Below are 15,806 nucleotides of genomic sequence, written 5' to 3'. Positions count from 1 at the left end.
TATAGAAGCAGGTATTGGACGGTGCCGAGCTGCCCGCGAACCCTGGAGACATGACCGGTGTCCCACTCGCCCTCCTCGTCGTCACCGCGCTGACCGCCGCCGTCAACGTGGCCATCGCCGCCGCCGATCTCGCCGGGGCACGCTTCGTGCTCGCCAACTCGGCCCAGGTCGGTGTTCCCCGATCGTGGCTCCCCTGGCTGGCCGCCCTCAAGCTGGCCGGCGCGGCGGGCCTCCTCCTCGGCGTCCTCGTCGGCGCACTGCGCCCCCTCGGCGTGGCCGCGGCCTGCGGTCTCGTCCTGTTCTACCTGGGCGCGACCGCCTTCCACCTACGCGCCCGAGTACTGCACAACCTGGCGTTCCCCGCCTTCTACCTCGCCACCGCAGCCGCGTCGCTGGCCCTGACAACTTCCTCCTGAGGCAACACCTTCCGGGGGCGCGGGGAACTGCGCGCTCAACCCCCACCGGCCCGCAGTCGACAGCGGCGCGGGGAACTGCGCGCCAGGCCCCCACCACCCGGCGGTGAACGAACCCCCGCACAGCCACCCCCGACCACAAGACCGGTGATTTCACCGATCCCCACCCACCCCCTCCCCACCGACAGTGGCACCGCCAGTCAAAAGGCGCCGCCAAGGCCCGAGCACGGCTCCCCAGCCCACGCAGTGACCCCGTGCACCGGCCGGCCCGGCGGCCGCCATGACAGAGAGGACCACTCGTCGTGCAGCAGCACCCCCACACCAGCAGGCGCAGGACCGGCCGCCTGGCCGGCCTCACCGCGGCGCTCGCCGCCGTCGTCGGCCTCAGCACCCTCACCGGCCCCGGCGCCCACGCCGCCGACAACCCCTACGAGCGCGGCCCGGCCCCCACCGAGTCCAGCATCGAGGCCCTGCGCGGCCCGTACTCCGTCTCGCAGACCTCCGTGTCCCGTCTCATCGCGACCGGCTTCGGCGGCGGCACGATCTACTACCCGACGTCCACCGCCGACGGCACCTTCGGCGCGATCGCCATCTCGCCCGGTTTCACCGCCCTCGAGTCCTCAATCTCCTGGCTGGGCCCGCGCCTGGCCTCGCAGGGCTTCGTGGTGTTCACCATCGACACCCTCACCACCGTCGACCAGCCCGGCTCCCGCGGCGACCAGCTGCTGGCCGCGCTGGACTACCTCACCCAGCGCAGCTCCGTCCGCAACCGCGTCGACAGCAGCCGACTGGGCGTCATGGGCCACTCCATGGGCGGTGGCGGCTCCCTCGAGGCCGCCAAGACCCGGCCGTCCCTCCAGGCAGCCATCCCGCTGACGCCCTGGAACCTCGACAAGACCTGGCCCGAGCTGCGGACCCCCACCCTGATCTTCGGCGCCGACGGCGACAGCATCGCGCCCGTGGCCAGCCACGCCGAGCCGTTCTACAACAACCTGCCGTCCTCCCTGGACCGGGCGTACATCGAGCTCAACAACGCCAACCACTTCGCCCCGAACACGTCGAACACGACGATCGCGAAGTACAGCATTTCGTGGCTGAAGCGCTTCATCGACAACGACACCCGGTACGAGCAGTTCCTCTGCCCGCTGCCGCGGCCCAGCCTGACCATCGAGGAGTCGCGGGGCAACTGCCCGCACACCTCCTGACGACAGCCAACGGTGGCGGTCCGCGTACGGCGCGGGCCGCCACCGCCGTTGTGCGCGGGCACCGCGCCCCGCCGCCGCGCTTGGGCCACGGCACAGTCCGAGATGGACGTCACACCGCAAAAGCCGCTGGTGGCGCGGCCGTTCATGTTTCATCCGGTCCCGGACGTATACCTTCCGCGTGACCTTACGCGTGAGTAAGGTCGCTGGAATGAGCGGACACACGACCGCGCGGCAGCGGCTGACCGCCGAGCTGCTGGACGCGCTGCGCACCGACGGCGGCGTCCGCGTCGTGACCGGTGAACCCGGTTGCGGCCGCACCACGTTCCTCGACCACGCCGCCCGGCTCTTCCGCGCGGGCCCGGTGCGGTACGTACGGGCCGACGGCGTGCGCGAGCTGGACGAGGCCGTCCGGACCGCCGGCCCGCTCCTGGTCTGCGTGGACGACGCCGACCTGTGGGACGCCCCGTCCCGCGCCGCGCTCGCCCGCACCGCCACGCGCATACGGGCGACGGCCGTACGCACGACGCTCCTGCTGACGGTCGCCAACCACCGCCCCCCGCCGCCGGAACTGGCGGACCTGCCCTTCCTGCGCCTCGGCCCGCTCACCCCCGGCGACGCGGCACTGCTGATCCGGGAGCGCGCCGACAGCCCCGTCGACCCTGCCGTACGGAATGAGCTGATCACGGCGGCCGAGGGCAACCCGGCGCTGCTGCTCGCCCTGGTGCGGCGGCTGTCGCCGGACCAGCTGGGCGGGCGACGCGCCCTGCCCCGGCCGCCGGCCGACGGTGAGGTGCTGGCCGACGTGGCCGGCGACCGCCTCCCCGACGACCCCGGCGGCCTGCTCCTGACGACGGCGGCCGCCGCTCGGGCGACGGGGGAGGAGGAGGCGGACGCGGCACTCGTCCTCCGGGCTGCCCACGCGGCGGCGGACGCCCCGCTGCCCGACCTGCTGACCCGCAACGAGGGCCGGCTCCGCTTCCGCAGCGGGCTGATGGGCCGGGCGGTGTACGCGACCGGGTCCGTGGAGGGCCGCCGTGCCGCGCATCTCGCCCTCGCCGAGGCCGCGACGGGCCAGGAGGGCCTCCTCCCGCTCCTCCACCGTGCGTGGGCGGTCACCGCCCCCGCTTCCGCGGTGGCGGCCTCCCTGGCCGCGGCGGCGACCGACCCGTCCTCCTCCGCGCCCCCCGCTCTCCGCCGCCGGGCCCTGACCCGCGCGGCCGACCTCACCCCGGACGAGGCGGAACGGGCCCGCCGCCACCTCGCCGCCGCCGAGCAGGCACTCCTCGCCGGCCACGCCGCCGACGCCCTGCGCCTGCTGGACCGGGCACGCGGCCGTTCCGCACCGGCCTCGGTGCGCGGGGGCGCGGAACTCCTGCGGGGCGCGGTACTGCTGGCGGACGGTCCGGTGGAGGACGCCCGGGAGTCCTTCCTGCTCGCGGCCGACCTCCTGCCCCCGTCCGCCGCGGCCCGCGCGACCCTGGGCGCGGCGGACGCGGCCTGGTCCGCGGGCGACCCCACCGCCTGCCTCTCGGCCCTGGCGCCCACCCGCACACCCCCGACCCTCCCCTTGGCGGAAGCCTGCGTCCGGGTTCCGGGAAACGGGACGGCCACGGCTCCGGGCGACAACGCCGGCCGCGGAGTCGGGGAATCCCCCCGCCACGGACAGTCGTGCCTCCCCCGGAGCCCTGAAGGCTCGGGGGGACCCCCAGCGGCACGGGTGGGCGCACCGGCACCCCGCACGGCGTGCCCCCCGCCCACCGACGCCCAGCCGAGCGGCACCCCGCCCACGATCCCCCCGCCGGACGGCGACCCCTCCCGCGACCACCGCGACGGCATGCGCGCCGTCCTCCTCGCCCGATTCGACCTCGCCGCCACCCCCCTCCGCCGCGTCGTCGACAACGGCCTCCACGGCACCGACCCCGACCACCTCCTCCGCTCCGCCGCCGCAGCGCTGATGCTCGGCGACGTCACCTCCGCCCGCCGCGCGGGCGCCCGCGCCCTCGCCGCCGCCCGAACCTCAGGCTCCGCCGCCCTCGAACCCCGCGCCCTCGAGTACCTCGCCTACGCCGAACTCCGCGCAGGCCGCCACCAGCTCGCCCGCACCCACGCCGAGGAGGGCCTCCGCGTCGCCGAGCGCGCCGGGCTGCGCAACACCGCCGCCCACCACCACGCCGTCCTCGCGCTCGCCGCGTCCATCGAGGGCGAGACGGACCTCGTGGCGGAGCACGCCGAGGAGGCCCTGCGCACCGCCCGCCGGCACGGGCTCGCCCAGGCCGCGACCCTCGCGCACTGGGCCGCCGCCCGCGCCGACCTGGGCGCCGGCCGTCCCCGCGAGGCGGCGCAGCGGCTCGGCCCGTTGGTCCGCCCGGGCGCCCGCCGCGGGCACTTCGCGGTGTGGATGCTCGCCGTCCCCTGTTTCGTGGAGGCCGCCGCGTCCGCCGGACGCCCCCAGCACGCGGAGGCGGTCGTGGAGGACTTCGCCCTGTGGGCGGCCTGCGGCGCCGACCCCCAGGCTCCCTCCCAACTCCTGCGCTGTCGTGCCCTGCTGGCCGGCCCGGACGCCGCCGACGAGCTGTACCTCAGCGCTCTCCACCGGCACGACGACACCGTCGGTGACTTCGAACGCGCCCGCACGGAACTCCTCTACGGCAAGTGGCTGCGCCGCAGACGCCGTCTCCGCGAGGCCCGCACCCGGCTGGAGGAGGCCCGCCTCGGCTTCGAACGCTGCGGAGCCCCTCTGTGGGCGCAGCAGGCCGCCGCCGAGCTGAGGGCCGGCGGCGCCGCCCCGAACGCGGCCCCCGCCGCGTCGTCCGGCGTGGGCGGTCTCGCCCGCCTCACCCCGCAGCAGCTGCGGATCGCCCGGTACGTGGCGGCGGGCGCCACCAACCGGGAGGTGGCCCTCAGCCTCTCCGTGAGCACTCGGACCGTCGACTACCACCTGCGGAACGTGTTCGCCACACTCGGCCTCCGTTCCCGGGTCGAGCTGGTGCGTCTGGTCGAGCAGGAGGAAAAGACCGGCGCACGACTCTAGGGACCGACCGGACGGTATGCCATCCTTCGGGGCAGGACGAGTCCGACGGCGGCCGGCCCGCGGGCTCCCCGTACCTGCCGGGCGCCGGTACGGGGCCGCCGCACGGGCACCGCCCGGAAGCCCGACCCTGGGGGGAATGCGCGATGCCTCACGCCGTACGGCCACGAACCCTGCTGCGTCCCGGACCCGTGCCCGCGCCTCGGTCGCGGACGCCACGCGTGCGGTCACTGATCGACGCCGACGCGCTGCGCGTGCTGCACCGGGCCGCCCGCATCCTGCTGGACGACCTGCCGCAGCTCACCGACCGGCTGGTCGCCGTGCTCCAGGAGCAGGAACCGGCCTACCGCACCGCCGTCGAGGGCGACGCCGTCGCCACCTGGCAGGAGGTGCACCGCTCGCTGCGGCACAGCATCTCCTCGCTGCTGGACCCGCGGGGCGCCCGCGAAGCGGCGCGCCGCTGCTCCTGGAAGATCGGAACCACCCGCGCCGAACAGGGACTGCCGCTGGACGCGGTGCTGCACGCCTTCCGGCTGGGCGGCTCGCTGGTGTGGCAGGGCCTGGTCGACGAGACGTCCCGGGCGGCGCCGGAGGACGTACGGCTGCTGGTGCACGTCGCGTCCGACGTGTGGGAGTACGTCGACGAGCACAGCACGATCGTCGCGGACGCGTACCGGCAGACCGAGCGGCAGATGGCATGGCGGAGGGAGAACAGGGTGCGCCTGCTGGCCGCGGCGCTGCTGGACGGCACCAGCAGGATCGCCGACCTGCCCGAGGCGGCCGAGGCGCTGGAGCTGCCCGAGCACGGCCGGTACGTCGTCGTCGCCGTCGAGGGGGCGCGGTCCGCCGGCTGTACGGGCGCCCAGGCGGCCCTCGCCCCGGGTGTGCGTGTGCACTGGCACACCGGTGTTGACGCCGACCACGGCATCGTCCTCGTCGAGGGCGACCCGGCGGTGCTCGTCCCGGACGAGCAGCCGCCCGGCGTGCGGGTGGGCGTCAGCGGCACCGTCGACGGACTGGCCGCCGTGGGGGAGGCGCGACGGCTGGCGGACACCGCGCTGCGGCTGTGCCCGGAGGCGGGCGGCACGGTCAGGCTGACCGAACATCTGCCGGCGGCGCTGGTCGCGTTGAACCCCGACCTCGCCGCGGCGCTGGCCGACCGGCTGCTCGGCCCGCTCGCCGCCCTGGAACCCGCCGACGCCGAGGTCCTCCTCGACACCCTCGCCACCTGGCTGGCCTGCGACGGCTCCGCCCAGCGGGCTGGCCGCCGCCTCTACTGCCACCGCAACACCGTCCTCAACCGCCTGCGCCGCTACGAACAACTGACAGGCCGCAACCTCTCCCGCCCCACCGACCTGGTGGAAACCACCCTGGCCCTGACAGCCCACAACCTCCTCCACCGCCGGGGCACATGAGACGCCGCCCCGGGACACACCGGAAGGGGCGCGGGGAACTGCGCGCTCGCCCCCTACCGGCCGGCACTGGTGACACAACAGGAGCCCCCCGCCCTTTGTGCCGACGGAACGGCTGTCCGCTCGCGGCGCATTCGCGCCGGAAGGGGCGCGGGGAACTGCGCGATCACCCCTCACCGGCCCGCACCGGCGACACGACAGGAACCCCCCGCCCTTTGTGCCGAAGCAACGGCTGTCCGCTCGCGGCGCATCCGTGCCGGAAGGGGCGCGGGGAACTGCGCGATCACCCCTCACCGGCCGGCACCGGTGACACGACAGGAGCCCTCCGCCCTTTGTGCCGAAGCAACGGCTGTCCGCTCGCGGCGCATCCGTGCCGGAAGGGGCGCGGGGAACTGCGCGATCACCCCCACCGGCCCGCACCCGCGATACGACAAGTACCCCCCGGCCCCCTGGCGTACCGATCAGCAAGCCGCCCGCATGGGCACCCGCACAACCCACCCCCACCCCCGTTGGTACACCGCAGCGTGCGGCCCCGGACCGCTGTACCCCCTCCGCACCTCCGTGCTGTCGTAAGCACCCCTTCCCCCGAAGCCGTCGCAGACCCACGCGACGACCCCGAGGAGTCGTGATGCCCGAAGCACCACCGGACGGTGGCCCCACCCTTCACGTCGAGGACGTCGACGTGACGTACGGCCGAGCCCTGTCCGCCCTCCGCTCCGTGTCCCTGACCGTGCCCCCCGCCACGGTCGTGGCCCTGCTCGGCGCGAACGGCGCCGGCAAGACCACACTGCTCCGCGCCGTCTCCGGCACGCTCCGCCTGCACCGCGGCGCGGTCACGGCGGGCAGCATCCGCTACGGCGACACGGTGCTCGACGGCAAGGACCCGGTCGCCGCGGTCCGCGCCGGCGTCGTCCAGGTGCCCGAGGGACGGCGGGTGTTCGCCGGGCTGTCGGTCGACGAGAACCTCCGTTCCGGCGGCCTGGGCCTCGAACGGCGCGGACGCGACCAGGTCCAGGAGGCGCGCGACCGCGTCTTCACGCTCTTCCCCCGGCTCGCCGAACGCACCCATCAGCCGGCCGGGCTCCTGTCCGGCGGCGAGCAGCAGATGCTGGCGATCGGCCGCGCCCTGATGGCCGCGCCCCGCCTGCTGCTCCTGGACGAGCCCTCCCTGGGCCTCGCCCCCCAGATGGTGCACCGCATCGCGGAGGTGGTCCGCGAGATCAACACGCAGGGCACCGCCGTGCTGCTCGTCGAGCAGAACGCCGGCATGGCGCTCTCCCTCGCGAGCCACGCCCACGTCCTGGAGGTGGGGGAGACCCGCCTGTCCGGGCCCGCCGACGAACTCGCCCGCACCGACGCCGTACGCCGCCTGTACCTGGGCGAGTCGGCCCAGGACCAGGGGGCCGCGTGAACGACCGCACCACCAAGGCCCGCGCCGGCGAGCCCCGCACCACCACCGCCCCGCCGGAGCTCGCCGTACGGGACGTCACCGTCCGCTTCGCCGGGCTCACCGCGCTCGACGGGGTGTCCTTCACCGTGGCCCCCGGCTCCGTGCACGCGCTCATCGGCCCGAACGGCGCCGGCAAGTCCACGTGCTTCAACGTGCTGTCGGGACTGTGCCGTCCCGCATCCGGCACCGTCACTCTCGGCGGCACCGAGCTGACCCGGCTCGCCCCGCACCGCATCGCCGCGCTCGGCGTGGCCCGTACCTTCCAGAACATCGTCACCACCCAGGGCACCGTCGCCGACAACCTGATGCTCGGCCGGCACGCCCTCACCCGCGCCGGGTTCACCGCGAGCGCACTGCGGCTGCCCGGTGCCCGGCGCGAACAGCGCGAACACCTCGCCCGTGCCCGCGAGATCGCCGAACTCACCGGCCTCGGCTCCCACTTCGACTCACCGGTCGGCCTGCTGTCCTACGGCGACCGCAAGCGCGTCGAACTCGCCCGCGCCCTCTGCCTGGAGCCCCGTGTGCTGCTGCTCGACGAACCGGTGGCCGGCATGAACGCCGCCGAACGCGCCCGCACCGCCGAGGTGGTGGCGGAACTCCGGGCCGAACTCGGCCTGTCCGTGGTGCTCGTGGAGCACGACATGGGCCTGGTGATGCGTCTCGCCGACGAGGTCACCGTGCTGGACTTCGGCCGGCCCATCGCGCACGGCACGCCCGACGAGGTCCGCCAGGACCCGGAGGTCCTGCGCGCCTACCTCGGCACCGACGCGACCGGGGAGGACGCGGCATGACGGATCTCCTGGACAGCCTGCTGGGCGGGCTCGCCCTCGGCGCGGTGTACGCGCTGGTCGCCCTCGGCTTCGTCGTCATCTTCAAGGCCTCGGGCGTGCTCAACTTCGCCCACGGCTCCCTGCTGCTGTTCGGCGGCTACCTGGTCGCCGTCCTCCACGACGCCCTGGGCTTCGCCGGGGCGCTCGCCCTCGCGGTCCTCGTCACGGCCGCCCTCGCCGGGGCGCTGGACCGGTTCCTGCTGCAACGCGGCGGCACCGACGCCCACTCCGCGCACGTGCAGACCATCGTCACCATCGGCATCGACATCGTGCTGCTCACCGAGCTGGCCCGGCGCATCGGCGGGGACCTGCTGTCGCTCGGAGACCCGTGGGGCGACGCGGTGACCGAACTCGGCCCGGTCACCGTCGCGGACAGCCGGCTCGCCGCGATCGCCGTGTCGGCCGTCGTCATCACCGGGGTCTTCGCACTGTTCAGGTTCACCCCCTGGGGCCTGTCGCTGCGGGCGGCGGCCGAGGACATGGAGGCCGCGGCGCTGATGGGTGTACACCTCGGCCGGGTCCGGGCGGGCGCCTGGTGCCTGGCGGGCGCGCTCGCCGCCCTGGCCGCCGTCTTCCTCGCCGCGTTCCCCGCCCCCGGTCTGGAGCGCACCACCGGGCAGATCGCGCTCAACGCCTTCCCCGCCGCCATCCTCGGCGGGCTCGCCTCCCCGACGGGCGCCCTCGCCGGCAGTCTCGTCATCGGGCTGACCGAGGCGCTCGTCGTCGGCTACCAGTCCGAACTGCACGTGCTCGGTGACGGCTTCGGCGACGTCGCCCCGTACGCCGTGATGCTGCTGGTGCTCCTCGTGCGGCCCAACGGGCTGTTCGGCGCGAAGGGAGCGGCCCGTGTCTGACCGGATCCGCGCGCTGCTGACCCGTCGCCGCGCCACCCTCCTTACGGTCGCCGTGCTGCTGTGCCTGCCGCCGTTCTACCTGGACGCCTTCTGGCTGCGCATCGGCCTGTTCTCCATGGCGGCCGCCATCGGAGCCGTCGGCCTCGCCCTGCTCAGCGGCACCGCGGGGCAACTCTCCCTCGGCCACGCCTTCTTCCTCGCCGTCGGCGCCTACGGCTACACCTGGCTGGCCGGCGACCCGGGCCCCGGCCTGCCGACCGCCCTCGCCGTGCCCCTCGCGGTACTGATGGCGGGGATCGCGGGCGGGCTGTTCAGTCCCGTCGCCGGCCGCGTCAAGGGCATCTACCTCGGCATCGCCACCCTCGCCCTGGTCTTCCTCGGCCACCACGTCCTGCTCACCGCCGAGTCGGTCACCGGCGGCTTCAACGGCCGCTCCGTGCCGCCGCTGTCCCTCGGCGGCTTCACCTTCGACGCGGGCGACGAACTGACCGTCCTCGGCGTGCCGTTCGGCGCGGAGGAGCGGCTGTGGTTCCTGGGCCTGGCGCTGTTCGCGCTCACCTGGTTCACCGCCCGCGGCCTGCTCCGCTCCCGCCCCGGCCGTGCGCTGGCCGCCCTCCGGGACAGTGAGACCGCCGCCGCCGTGATGGGCGTCGACGTGGCCCGGCACCGCTCCGCCGCCTTCGTGGTGTCGTCGATGTACGCGGGCCTCGCCGGGGTGCTGCTGGCGCTCGCCTTCCGCCGCGTGGTGCCCGACTACTTCGGCCTCGTGCTGTCCGTCGACTACCTCGCGATGATCGTCATCGGCGGCCTGGGATCGGTCGCCGGGGCCACCGCCGGCGCCGTGTTCGTCACCGCGCTGCCGCTGCTGATGACCCGCTACGCCGACCAGCTCCCGCTGGTCGCCGCGCCCGGCTCCGCCGAGGGCGCCGTCGGTCCCACCGAGGCCGCCCGCTACCTGTACGGCGCCGCCATCGTCCTCGTCCTGCTGTACGCCCCCGACGGGCTGCACGGTCTGGCCCGCCGGGCCCGCGACCGCCTGCGGCGCCGCCGCACCCCGACCACCGCCCCGGACACCGCCCTTCCCTCGCCCCCGCCGCCGGCCGCGGCCGCACGACCCAAGGAGCACACCCCGTGACCACCAGACACACCCGCCGCCCCCGCACCCGCGCCGCCGGAGCCGTCCTCGCCGGCACCCTCGCGCTGCTGCTCGCCGCCACCGGTTGCAGTTCCAAGGCGGAGGGCGACGGCAAGGGCGACGCAGCCGACGGCGTCCGCACCGGCCCGGGCGTCGACGACGACACGATCAAGCTGGGCGCCCTCACCGACCTGACCGGCCCCTACGCGACGCTCGGCAAGAGCATCGTGCAGGCCCAGCAGATGTGGGCCGACGAGACCAACGCCGAGGGCGGCATCTGCGACCGCAAGGTCGAGATCGTCGTCAAGGACCACGGCTACGACGTGCAGAAGGCCGTCACCGCCTACGCCGACATCGCCCCCGACGTGGTGGCGCTGCCGCAGGTCATCGGCTCCCCGGTGGTGGCCGCCCTGCTCGACGACATCCAGCGGGACAAGATGCTCACCTTCCCGCAGGCCTGGGCGGCCTCCCTGCTCGGCAAGGACGCCGTCCAGGTGCTCGGCACCACCTACGACGTCGACATGATCGCGGCCGTCGACTACCTCACCCGCACCAAGGGCCTGAAGAAGGGCGACACCATCGGCCACGTCTACTTCGAGGGCGACTACGGCGCCAACGCCCTGGAGGGCTCGACCTGGGCGGCGGAGCAGGCCGGGATGAAGGTGGCCGGGCAGAAGATCCAGGCCACCGACACCGACCTCTCGGCGCAGGTGTCGGCGCTGCGCAAGCAGGGCGTCAAGGCCGTCCTGATCAGCGCGGGCCCGGCGCAGACGGCGTCCCTGGTGGGCGTCGCCGCCTCGCGTGGCCTGAAGGTCCCCGTGGTCAGCAGCGCGCCCGGGTTCGCGCCCCAGCTGATGGAGACTCCGGCCGCGCCTGCCCTCGCGGCCATGCTGAGCGTGGTCAGCGCGGCGCCCGCCGTCAGCTCCGACCTGCCCGGCGTGGAGAAGATGGTGGCGTCGTACAAGAAGAAGTACCCGGACTCGCCCGTCGACTCCGGCGTGCTGTCCGGCTACAACGCCGCGAAGCTCACCGGCGAGGACCTCGCCAAGGCGTGCGAGGCAGGCGGGCTGACCAGGGAGGACGTGGTCAAGGCGCACCGCTCGCAGTCGAACGCCGACACCGGGCTCGGCACGCCGCAGGACTTCTCCGACGTGAACCGCCCCGCGAGCGTGCAGACCTACGTGCTCAAGCCGGACGCGAAGGCGGTCGGCGGTGTGGTGAACGCCGAGGACGCGCACACCGCCCCTGGCGTCGAGGACTACCTGTCCTCCCGCTGAGGCGGCAGGCGAAGCCCCGGCGCGCGTGCGAGGCGCGCCGGGGCTCAGCCGGCCGCCGCCTCCGGGTCGCGGTCGGAGGACGGCCAGAAGTACGGCAGGTCGTCCGGCTCGTCGGGGAACAGCTCCCGGTACACCCCGGGGTCCTTCCGGACCAGCGCGGAGCGGTGGCTGCGGTGCACGGCCTCGTCACCGAGCCAGGGCGGCAGCTCACCGGCCCCGGCCAGCTCGTCCTGCTCCCGCACCGGCGCCCCGGGCCGCACCGTGGCCAGGTCGGCGACCAGGGTGGCCGCACAGCTGTCCTGGTGGCCCCGCTCGCGCCAGACCCGGCAGATCTCCAGGCCGTAGCGCACGAGCGCCTCCTCGTACCCGGTCCACATGCGCACGGCGGGATGACGGCGCCAGCCGTAGCCCGGCACGATCAGCCCGCGCAGCACCTGGAGCGCCTCCACCCGCTGCTTGCCGAGCCGCTTGCGGTCCAGGACCAGCGCGGTACCGCAGAAGTCGGGGTAGGGGAGGAAGGTCTGCACGAGGGGCCGTCCAGGAGGTGGGGGGCCGAGCCGTTCAGAGCACCTCAGTTCCCAGAACCGGGCGGGGCACACCTCGCCCCGTCCGGCCAGGCGTCAGCCCAGCGCGCCGAGGCGGGCATCCCGCCACAGGTCCACGTTGCCGTCCGTGGCGTACGAGTCGATCTCCGCCAGCTCCTCGGCGGTGAAGTCGAGGTTCTCCAGCGCGGCCACGTTCTGATCCAGCTGCTCGGTCCGGGAGGCGCCGATGACCAGCGACGTCACCCGCGGGTCGCGCAGCGCCCAGGCCAGCGCCATCTGCGCCAGGGTCTGACCGCGCCGGGCCGCGATGCCGTTCAGCGCCCGCAGCCTGCGCAGCATGTCGTCCGTCAGCCAGCCCGCGTCGAACGAGGAGCCCGCCGCGGCCCGCGAGTCCTCGGGCACGCCGTCCAGGTAGCGCCCGGTGAGGAGCCCTTGCGCCAGGGCGGTGAACCCGATGACGCCGAATCCCTCCTCGTCGGCCACGTCCAGCAGCCCGTCCGTCTCGATCCAGCGGTTCAGCATGTTGTACGACGGCTGGTGGATCAGCAGCGGGGTGCCCAGGTCGCGCAGGATCTCCGCGGCCTGCCGGCTGCGCTCGGCGTCGTACGAGGAGATGCCGACGTAGAGCGCCTTCCCCTGGCGCACCGCGGTGTCCAGGGCGCCCATGGTCTCCTCGAGCGGCGTGGTGGCGTCCAGCCGGTGCGAGTAGAAGATGTCCACGTAGTCCAGGCCCGTCCGCTTCAGGGACTGGTCCAGGGAGGCCAGCAGGTACTTCCGGGAGCCGCCGCCCTGCCCGTAGGGGCCGGGCCACATGTCCCAGCCGGCCTTGGTGGAGATCACCATCTCGTCCCGGTACGGGGCCAGGTCCCGCTTCATCAGCCGGCCGAAGTTGATCTCGGCGGAACCGTAGGGAGGGCCGTAGTTGTTGGCCAGGTCGTGGTGGGTGATGCCCAGGTCGAAGGCGCGCAGCGCGATGGCCCGCTGGCTCTCGAAGGACCGGTCGTCACCGAAGTTGTGCCAGTAGCCGAGCGACAGCAGGGGCAGGTCGAGACCTGAGCGCCCGGTGCGCCGGTAGCGCATGGCGCCGTCGTAGCGGTCGGGGGCGGCGAGGTGGTTCATCGGTGCGGTCTCCGGTGGTGCGAGCGGGGTGTCCCGTGGGACGGTGTTGATCCTGGGCCCACAGTGCCCCCGAGTGATCCGGAAGTCCAACCGGCACGTCGCATGGGATTGAGCAGCGGGACTTCTGAATCCGGGGTCCCGTGATTGACCGGCCGGGCGGCGGGAAGCCGCTCCGAAGCGGCACTTCGACCGTCGCTGTCCCCCCACAGGAGGTCGACCATGCGGATCCGTACGCTCACCGGCGCCGTGGCCGCCGTGCTCGTCCTGTCGGGCCCCGTGGTGGGCGGACAGGCCGTGGCCGTCAGGACTGCCGACTCGGCGGCGCCTTCGGGGGAGACCCGGGTGCTCACCTACGACACCGGCCGGGCCGGGGAGTTCGCGTCCGCGGTCGACCGGGGAGCGGCGGTCTGGAACGACAGCGTCGACGCGGTGGAACTGCGTCCGGTGGAGTCCGGCGAAGCGGCGGACATCCGGATCGTCGTGGTCGACGGCTGGCCGCGCACCGTGCCCGGCGGTCTGGGCAGCGGCACCGTGTACTTCGGCCGGGAGGCGGTGGCGGAGGGGCATTCCACGGTCCGGATCGCCGCCCATGAACTGGGCCACGTCCTGGGCCTCCCGGACCGTAAGCCGGGCCCGTGCTCCGAACTGATGTCCGGCGCCAGCGCCGGGCCGTCCTGCCGGTCCACCCAGCCGAACGCGGCCGAGCGTGCGGAGGTCGAGGAGAAGTTCGAACGAGCCCCGGCCGGGTTGTTCATGTGACCGATGTGACGGGTGAGCCGATCTCCGCTATGGTTTTCTCAGGTCACGGCGAGGACGAACCTCCTCAACCCGACTGTGCGTTGGTCGTCTAAGGAAAGACGCCCCGCTTCCTGCGGGGAAATGCAGGTGCAAGGCCTGCCCGGCGCTCCGCTCATGAGCCCCGTCCCGCAGCTGCGGAACGGGGCTCATGTCATTCCCGCGTGCTCACGGCTGCAAGGGCATGGTCCAGCAGTTGGAGCTCGCCGCCTTGCCCTTGAGCCGGTCGGTCAGCCAGTCCACCGCGTCTCCCTGGTCGGTCAGCAGCGGCGCCAGGTGGTTGGTGAGCAGCTTGTCGCCCAGGTTCGGCAGCATGACCGCCTTGTAGGTGACGTCGCCGCCCTTCTTGCACCAGTCCACGGCCAGTTGGCGCGCCTGTGCGTGCGGCACGATGTCGTCCTGCGTCCCCGTCGCCAGGCGGACCGGGCCGGTGGGCTTCAGCCGGCCGAGACGCTGGTCGTCCAGGACGGCCTGCGCGGCGGGTTCACCAGCGATGATGTCGCCGACGGACTTCCCGTTCTTCGTCCACTTCGTGCTCTTCGTGAAGCCGTAGCCGAGGATCGCGTCGCCCACGCAGGTGGTGGAGATGTCCTTCAGCGCCTTGCGCCCGGCGTCGTTCAGGTTCGCCTCGATGACGTCCCGCAGCGCCGGCGAGGTCTGCGCGAACCCGTTGATGGACCAGCCGAGCGCACCGGCCAGCGCGCTGCCGTCGATGCCCTTCGTCACCTCCGTCAGATCGGCGGGCGGAGCGCCGCTGTAGGTGCCGACCAGCGGGACGTCGGGCGCGTAGGTGCGCTGGAGTTCGGCCGCGGCGGCGCTGGCCCCTCCGCCCTGGCTGTAGCCGTACATCCCCACCCGGGAGGAGGCGGTGACGGAAGCGCCGGGCACGGAGCGCGCCGCCCGGGCCGCGTCCAGCATGGCGTGGCCCTCGTCGACGCGGTTGACGTAGGTGTGCAGCCGGTCGGTGGCGCCGAGGCCGACGTAGTCGGTGACGACGACCGCCGCGCCGGTGGCGAGCAGCCGGTAGACGGCCAGGGTCTCGTAACCGAAGGACACGGTCTCCCCGGTGAGGGTGAGCGGGTTCTCCAGGGCGAGGGACGGCGCGCACTGGTCGCCCTGGCCCATGGTGCCGGAGCCGACGACGACCAGCGGGCGTGGTCCGGAGCCAGTCCAGCCGGCGGACGGTTCGATGTAGGCGCCGGTGACGGCCACCGGCTGTCCGTCGGCGTCCGTGGACGTGTACATCAGGCGGGTGGCCGTGCCCGGCAGGCGGCGGCCGTCCAGGCCGGGCAGGCTCAGCCCGAGGCGCAGGGGCTCATGGCGGATCAGCTTGCCGTTGCCCGACGGGAGTTCGGCGGGCGGGGTGTAGAAGGCGGGGATGGTGACGCCCCGCGACACGACGGGGTCGGTCGCCGCGGCGGGCGACGCGGACGCGCACACACACGCCGTCGTCGCGACGACGGTGGTCAGCACGCTGCTGATACGGCTCACGGCTCTCTCCTTGCGGCGGCTGCAGAAGATGAATCCGAAAACTAACAGCGCTCACTTACCGGCGGTAACCCGCGAGTAAGTTACGGACCGGTAACTCTTATGGGCGGCGGACCGTGCGGCGTCCGGACAGCGCAAGGAGCGGGCCCCGCCGAGAAGTCTTGGGTTCAAGGGGTCGTCGCAACACCGCCTGGTTTCAGGTGGTGAGTAGATCACGTAGACGCTCGGCTGGGGTATCCCAGTCGAGCGTCTTGC

At 73.9% G+C, this 15,806-nt stretch carries 13 protein-coding genes; 10 read left to right on the top strand and 3 right to left on the bottom strand.

Translation table 11 applies throughout. The annotated features are described in order from the left end of the window. Positions 1-50: 50 nt before the first annotated feature. The 9 genes from ACF1AG_RS16490 to ACF1AG_RS16450 all read left to right on the top strand — a co-directional run bounded on the left by ACF1AG_RS16490 (position 51) and on the right by ACF1AG_RS16450 (position 11,604). Positions 51-416 (top strand): DoxX family protein, encoded by a 366-nt coding sequence (locus ACF1AG_RS16490; protein ID WP_387795136.1) that lies wholly within the window; start codon positions 51-53, stop codon positions 414-416. A 299-nt stretch (positions 417-715) separates the two neighbouring features. Beyond that, positions 716-1,618, top strand: coding sequence for an alpha/beta hydrolase (locus tag ACF1AG_RS16485; RefSeq protein WP_359606706.1), 903 nt, complete (start codon positions 716-718; stop codon positions 1,616-1,618). 208 nt (positions 1,619-1,826) lie between these two features. Beyond that, entirely contained in the window at positions 1,827-4,649 is a 2,823-nt protein-coding gene (locus ACF1AG_RS16480) for a LuxR C-terminal-related transcriptional regulator (RefSeq protein WP_387795135.1), read from the top strand. A gap of 143 nt (positions 4,650-4,792) precedes the next feature. Next, the gene (locus tag ACF1AG_RS16475) at positions 4,793-6,061 is read left to right on the top strand and encodes a helix-turn-helix domain-containing protein (RefSeq protein WP_387795134.1); all 1,269 of its coding nucleotides are present in this window, start codon (positions 4,793-4,795) and stop codon (positions 6,059-6,061) included. Between the two features lie 625 nt (positions 6,062-6,686). Continuing rightward, positions 6,687-7,469 (top strand): ABC transporter ATP-binding protein, encoded by a 783-nt coding sequence (locus tag ACF1AG_RS16470; RefSeq protein WP_391809931.1) that lies wholly within the window; start codon positions 6,687-6,689, stop codon positions 7,467-7,469. Continuing rightward, complete coding sequence (locus ACF1AG_RS16465; protein ID WP_391809930.1) at positions 7,466-8,299, top strand: ABC transporter ATP-binding protein; 834 nt, start codon at positions 7,466-7,468, stop codon at positions 8,297-8,299. Before ACF1AG_RS16470 ends, ACF1AG_RS16465 begins: the two co-directional genes overlap by 4 nt. Next, a complete protein-coding gene (locus tag ACF1AG_RS16460) occupies positions 8,296-9,192 on the top strand; it encodes a branched-chain amino acid ABC transporter permease (protein WP_359606716.1) in 897 nt (298 codons plus the stop codon). The genes ACF1AG_RS16465 and ACF1AG_RS16460 overlap by 4 nt, the downstream gene beginning before the upstream one ends. Further along, entirely contained in the window at positions 9,185-10,327 is a 1,143-nt protein-coding gene (locus ACF1AG_RS16455; protein ID WP_391809929.1) for a branched-chain amino acid ABC transporter permease, read from the top strand. Before ACF1AG_RS16460 ends, ACF1AG_RS16455 begins: the two co-directional genes overlap by 8 nt. Then, on the top strand, positions 10,324-11,604 hold the full coding sequence (locus tag ACF1AG_RS16450; RefSeq protein ID WP_387795132.1) for an ABC transporter substrate-binding protein: 1,281 nt from the start codon (positions 10,324-10,326) through the stop codon (positions 11,602-11,604). The genes ACF1AG_RS16455 and ACF1AG_RS16450 overlap by 4 nt, the downstream gene beginning before the upstream one ends. A gap of 44 nt (positions 11,605-11,648) precedes the next feature. Here the strand turns inward: ACF1AG_RS16450 and ACF1AG_RS16445 are convergent, their stop codons facing one another. Then, entirely contained in the window at positions 11,649-12,131 is a 483-nt protein-coding gene (locus tag ACF1AG_RS16445) for an MSMEG_6728 family protein (protein ID WP_359750861.1), read from the bottom strand. Between the two features lie 93 nt (positions 12,132-12,224). Next, positions 12,225-13,268, bottom strand: coding sequence for an L-glyceraldehyde 3-phosphate reductase (mgrA, locus tag ACF1AG_RS16440; protein ID WP_359603713.1), 1,044 nt, complete (start codon positions 13,266-13,268; stop codon positions 12,225-12,227). Positions 13,269-13,487: 219 nt separating this feature from the next. Between mgrA and ACF1AG_RS16435 the strand changes: the two genes are divergently transcribed. Beyond that, positions 13,488-14,027: a snapalysin family zinc-dependent metalloprotease gene (locus ACF1AG_RS16435; protein WP_359750859.1), complete on the top strand. Its 540-nt coding sequence runs from the start codon at positions 13,488-13,490 to the stop codon at positions 14,025-14,027. Between the two features lie 204 nt (positions 14,028-14,231). On the opposite strand, the gene ACF1AG_RS16430 is transcribed toward ACF1AG_RS16435, so the two are convergent. Then, on the bottom strand, positions 14,232-15,554 hold the full coding sequence (locus ACF1AG_RS16430; RefSeq protein ID WP_391809928.1) for a lipase family protein: 1,323 nt from the start codon (positions 15,552-15,554) through the stop codon (positions 14,232-14,234). Positions 15,555-15,806: the final 252 nt, after the last annotated feature.

This window comes from Streptomyces sp. NPDC014764 (assembly GCF_043082785.1).
In the GTDB taxonomy this organism is placed as follows: Bacteria; Actinomycetota; Actinomycetes; order Streptomycetales; family Streptomycetaceae; genus Streptomyces; species Streptomyces althioticus.
This window is presented reverse-complemented; position numbering and strand designations above follow the sequence as displayed.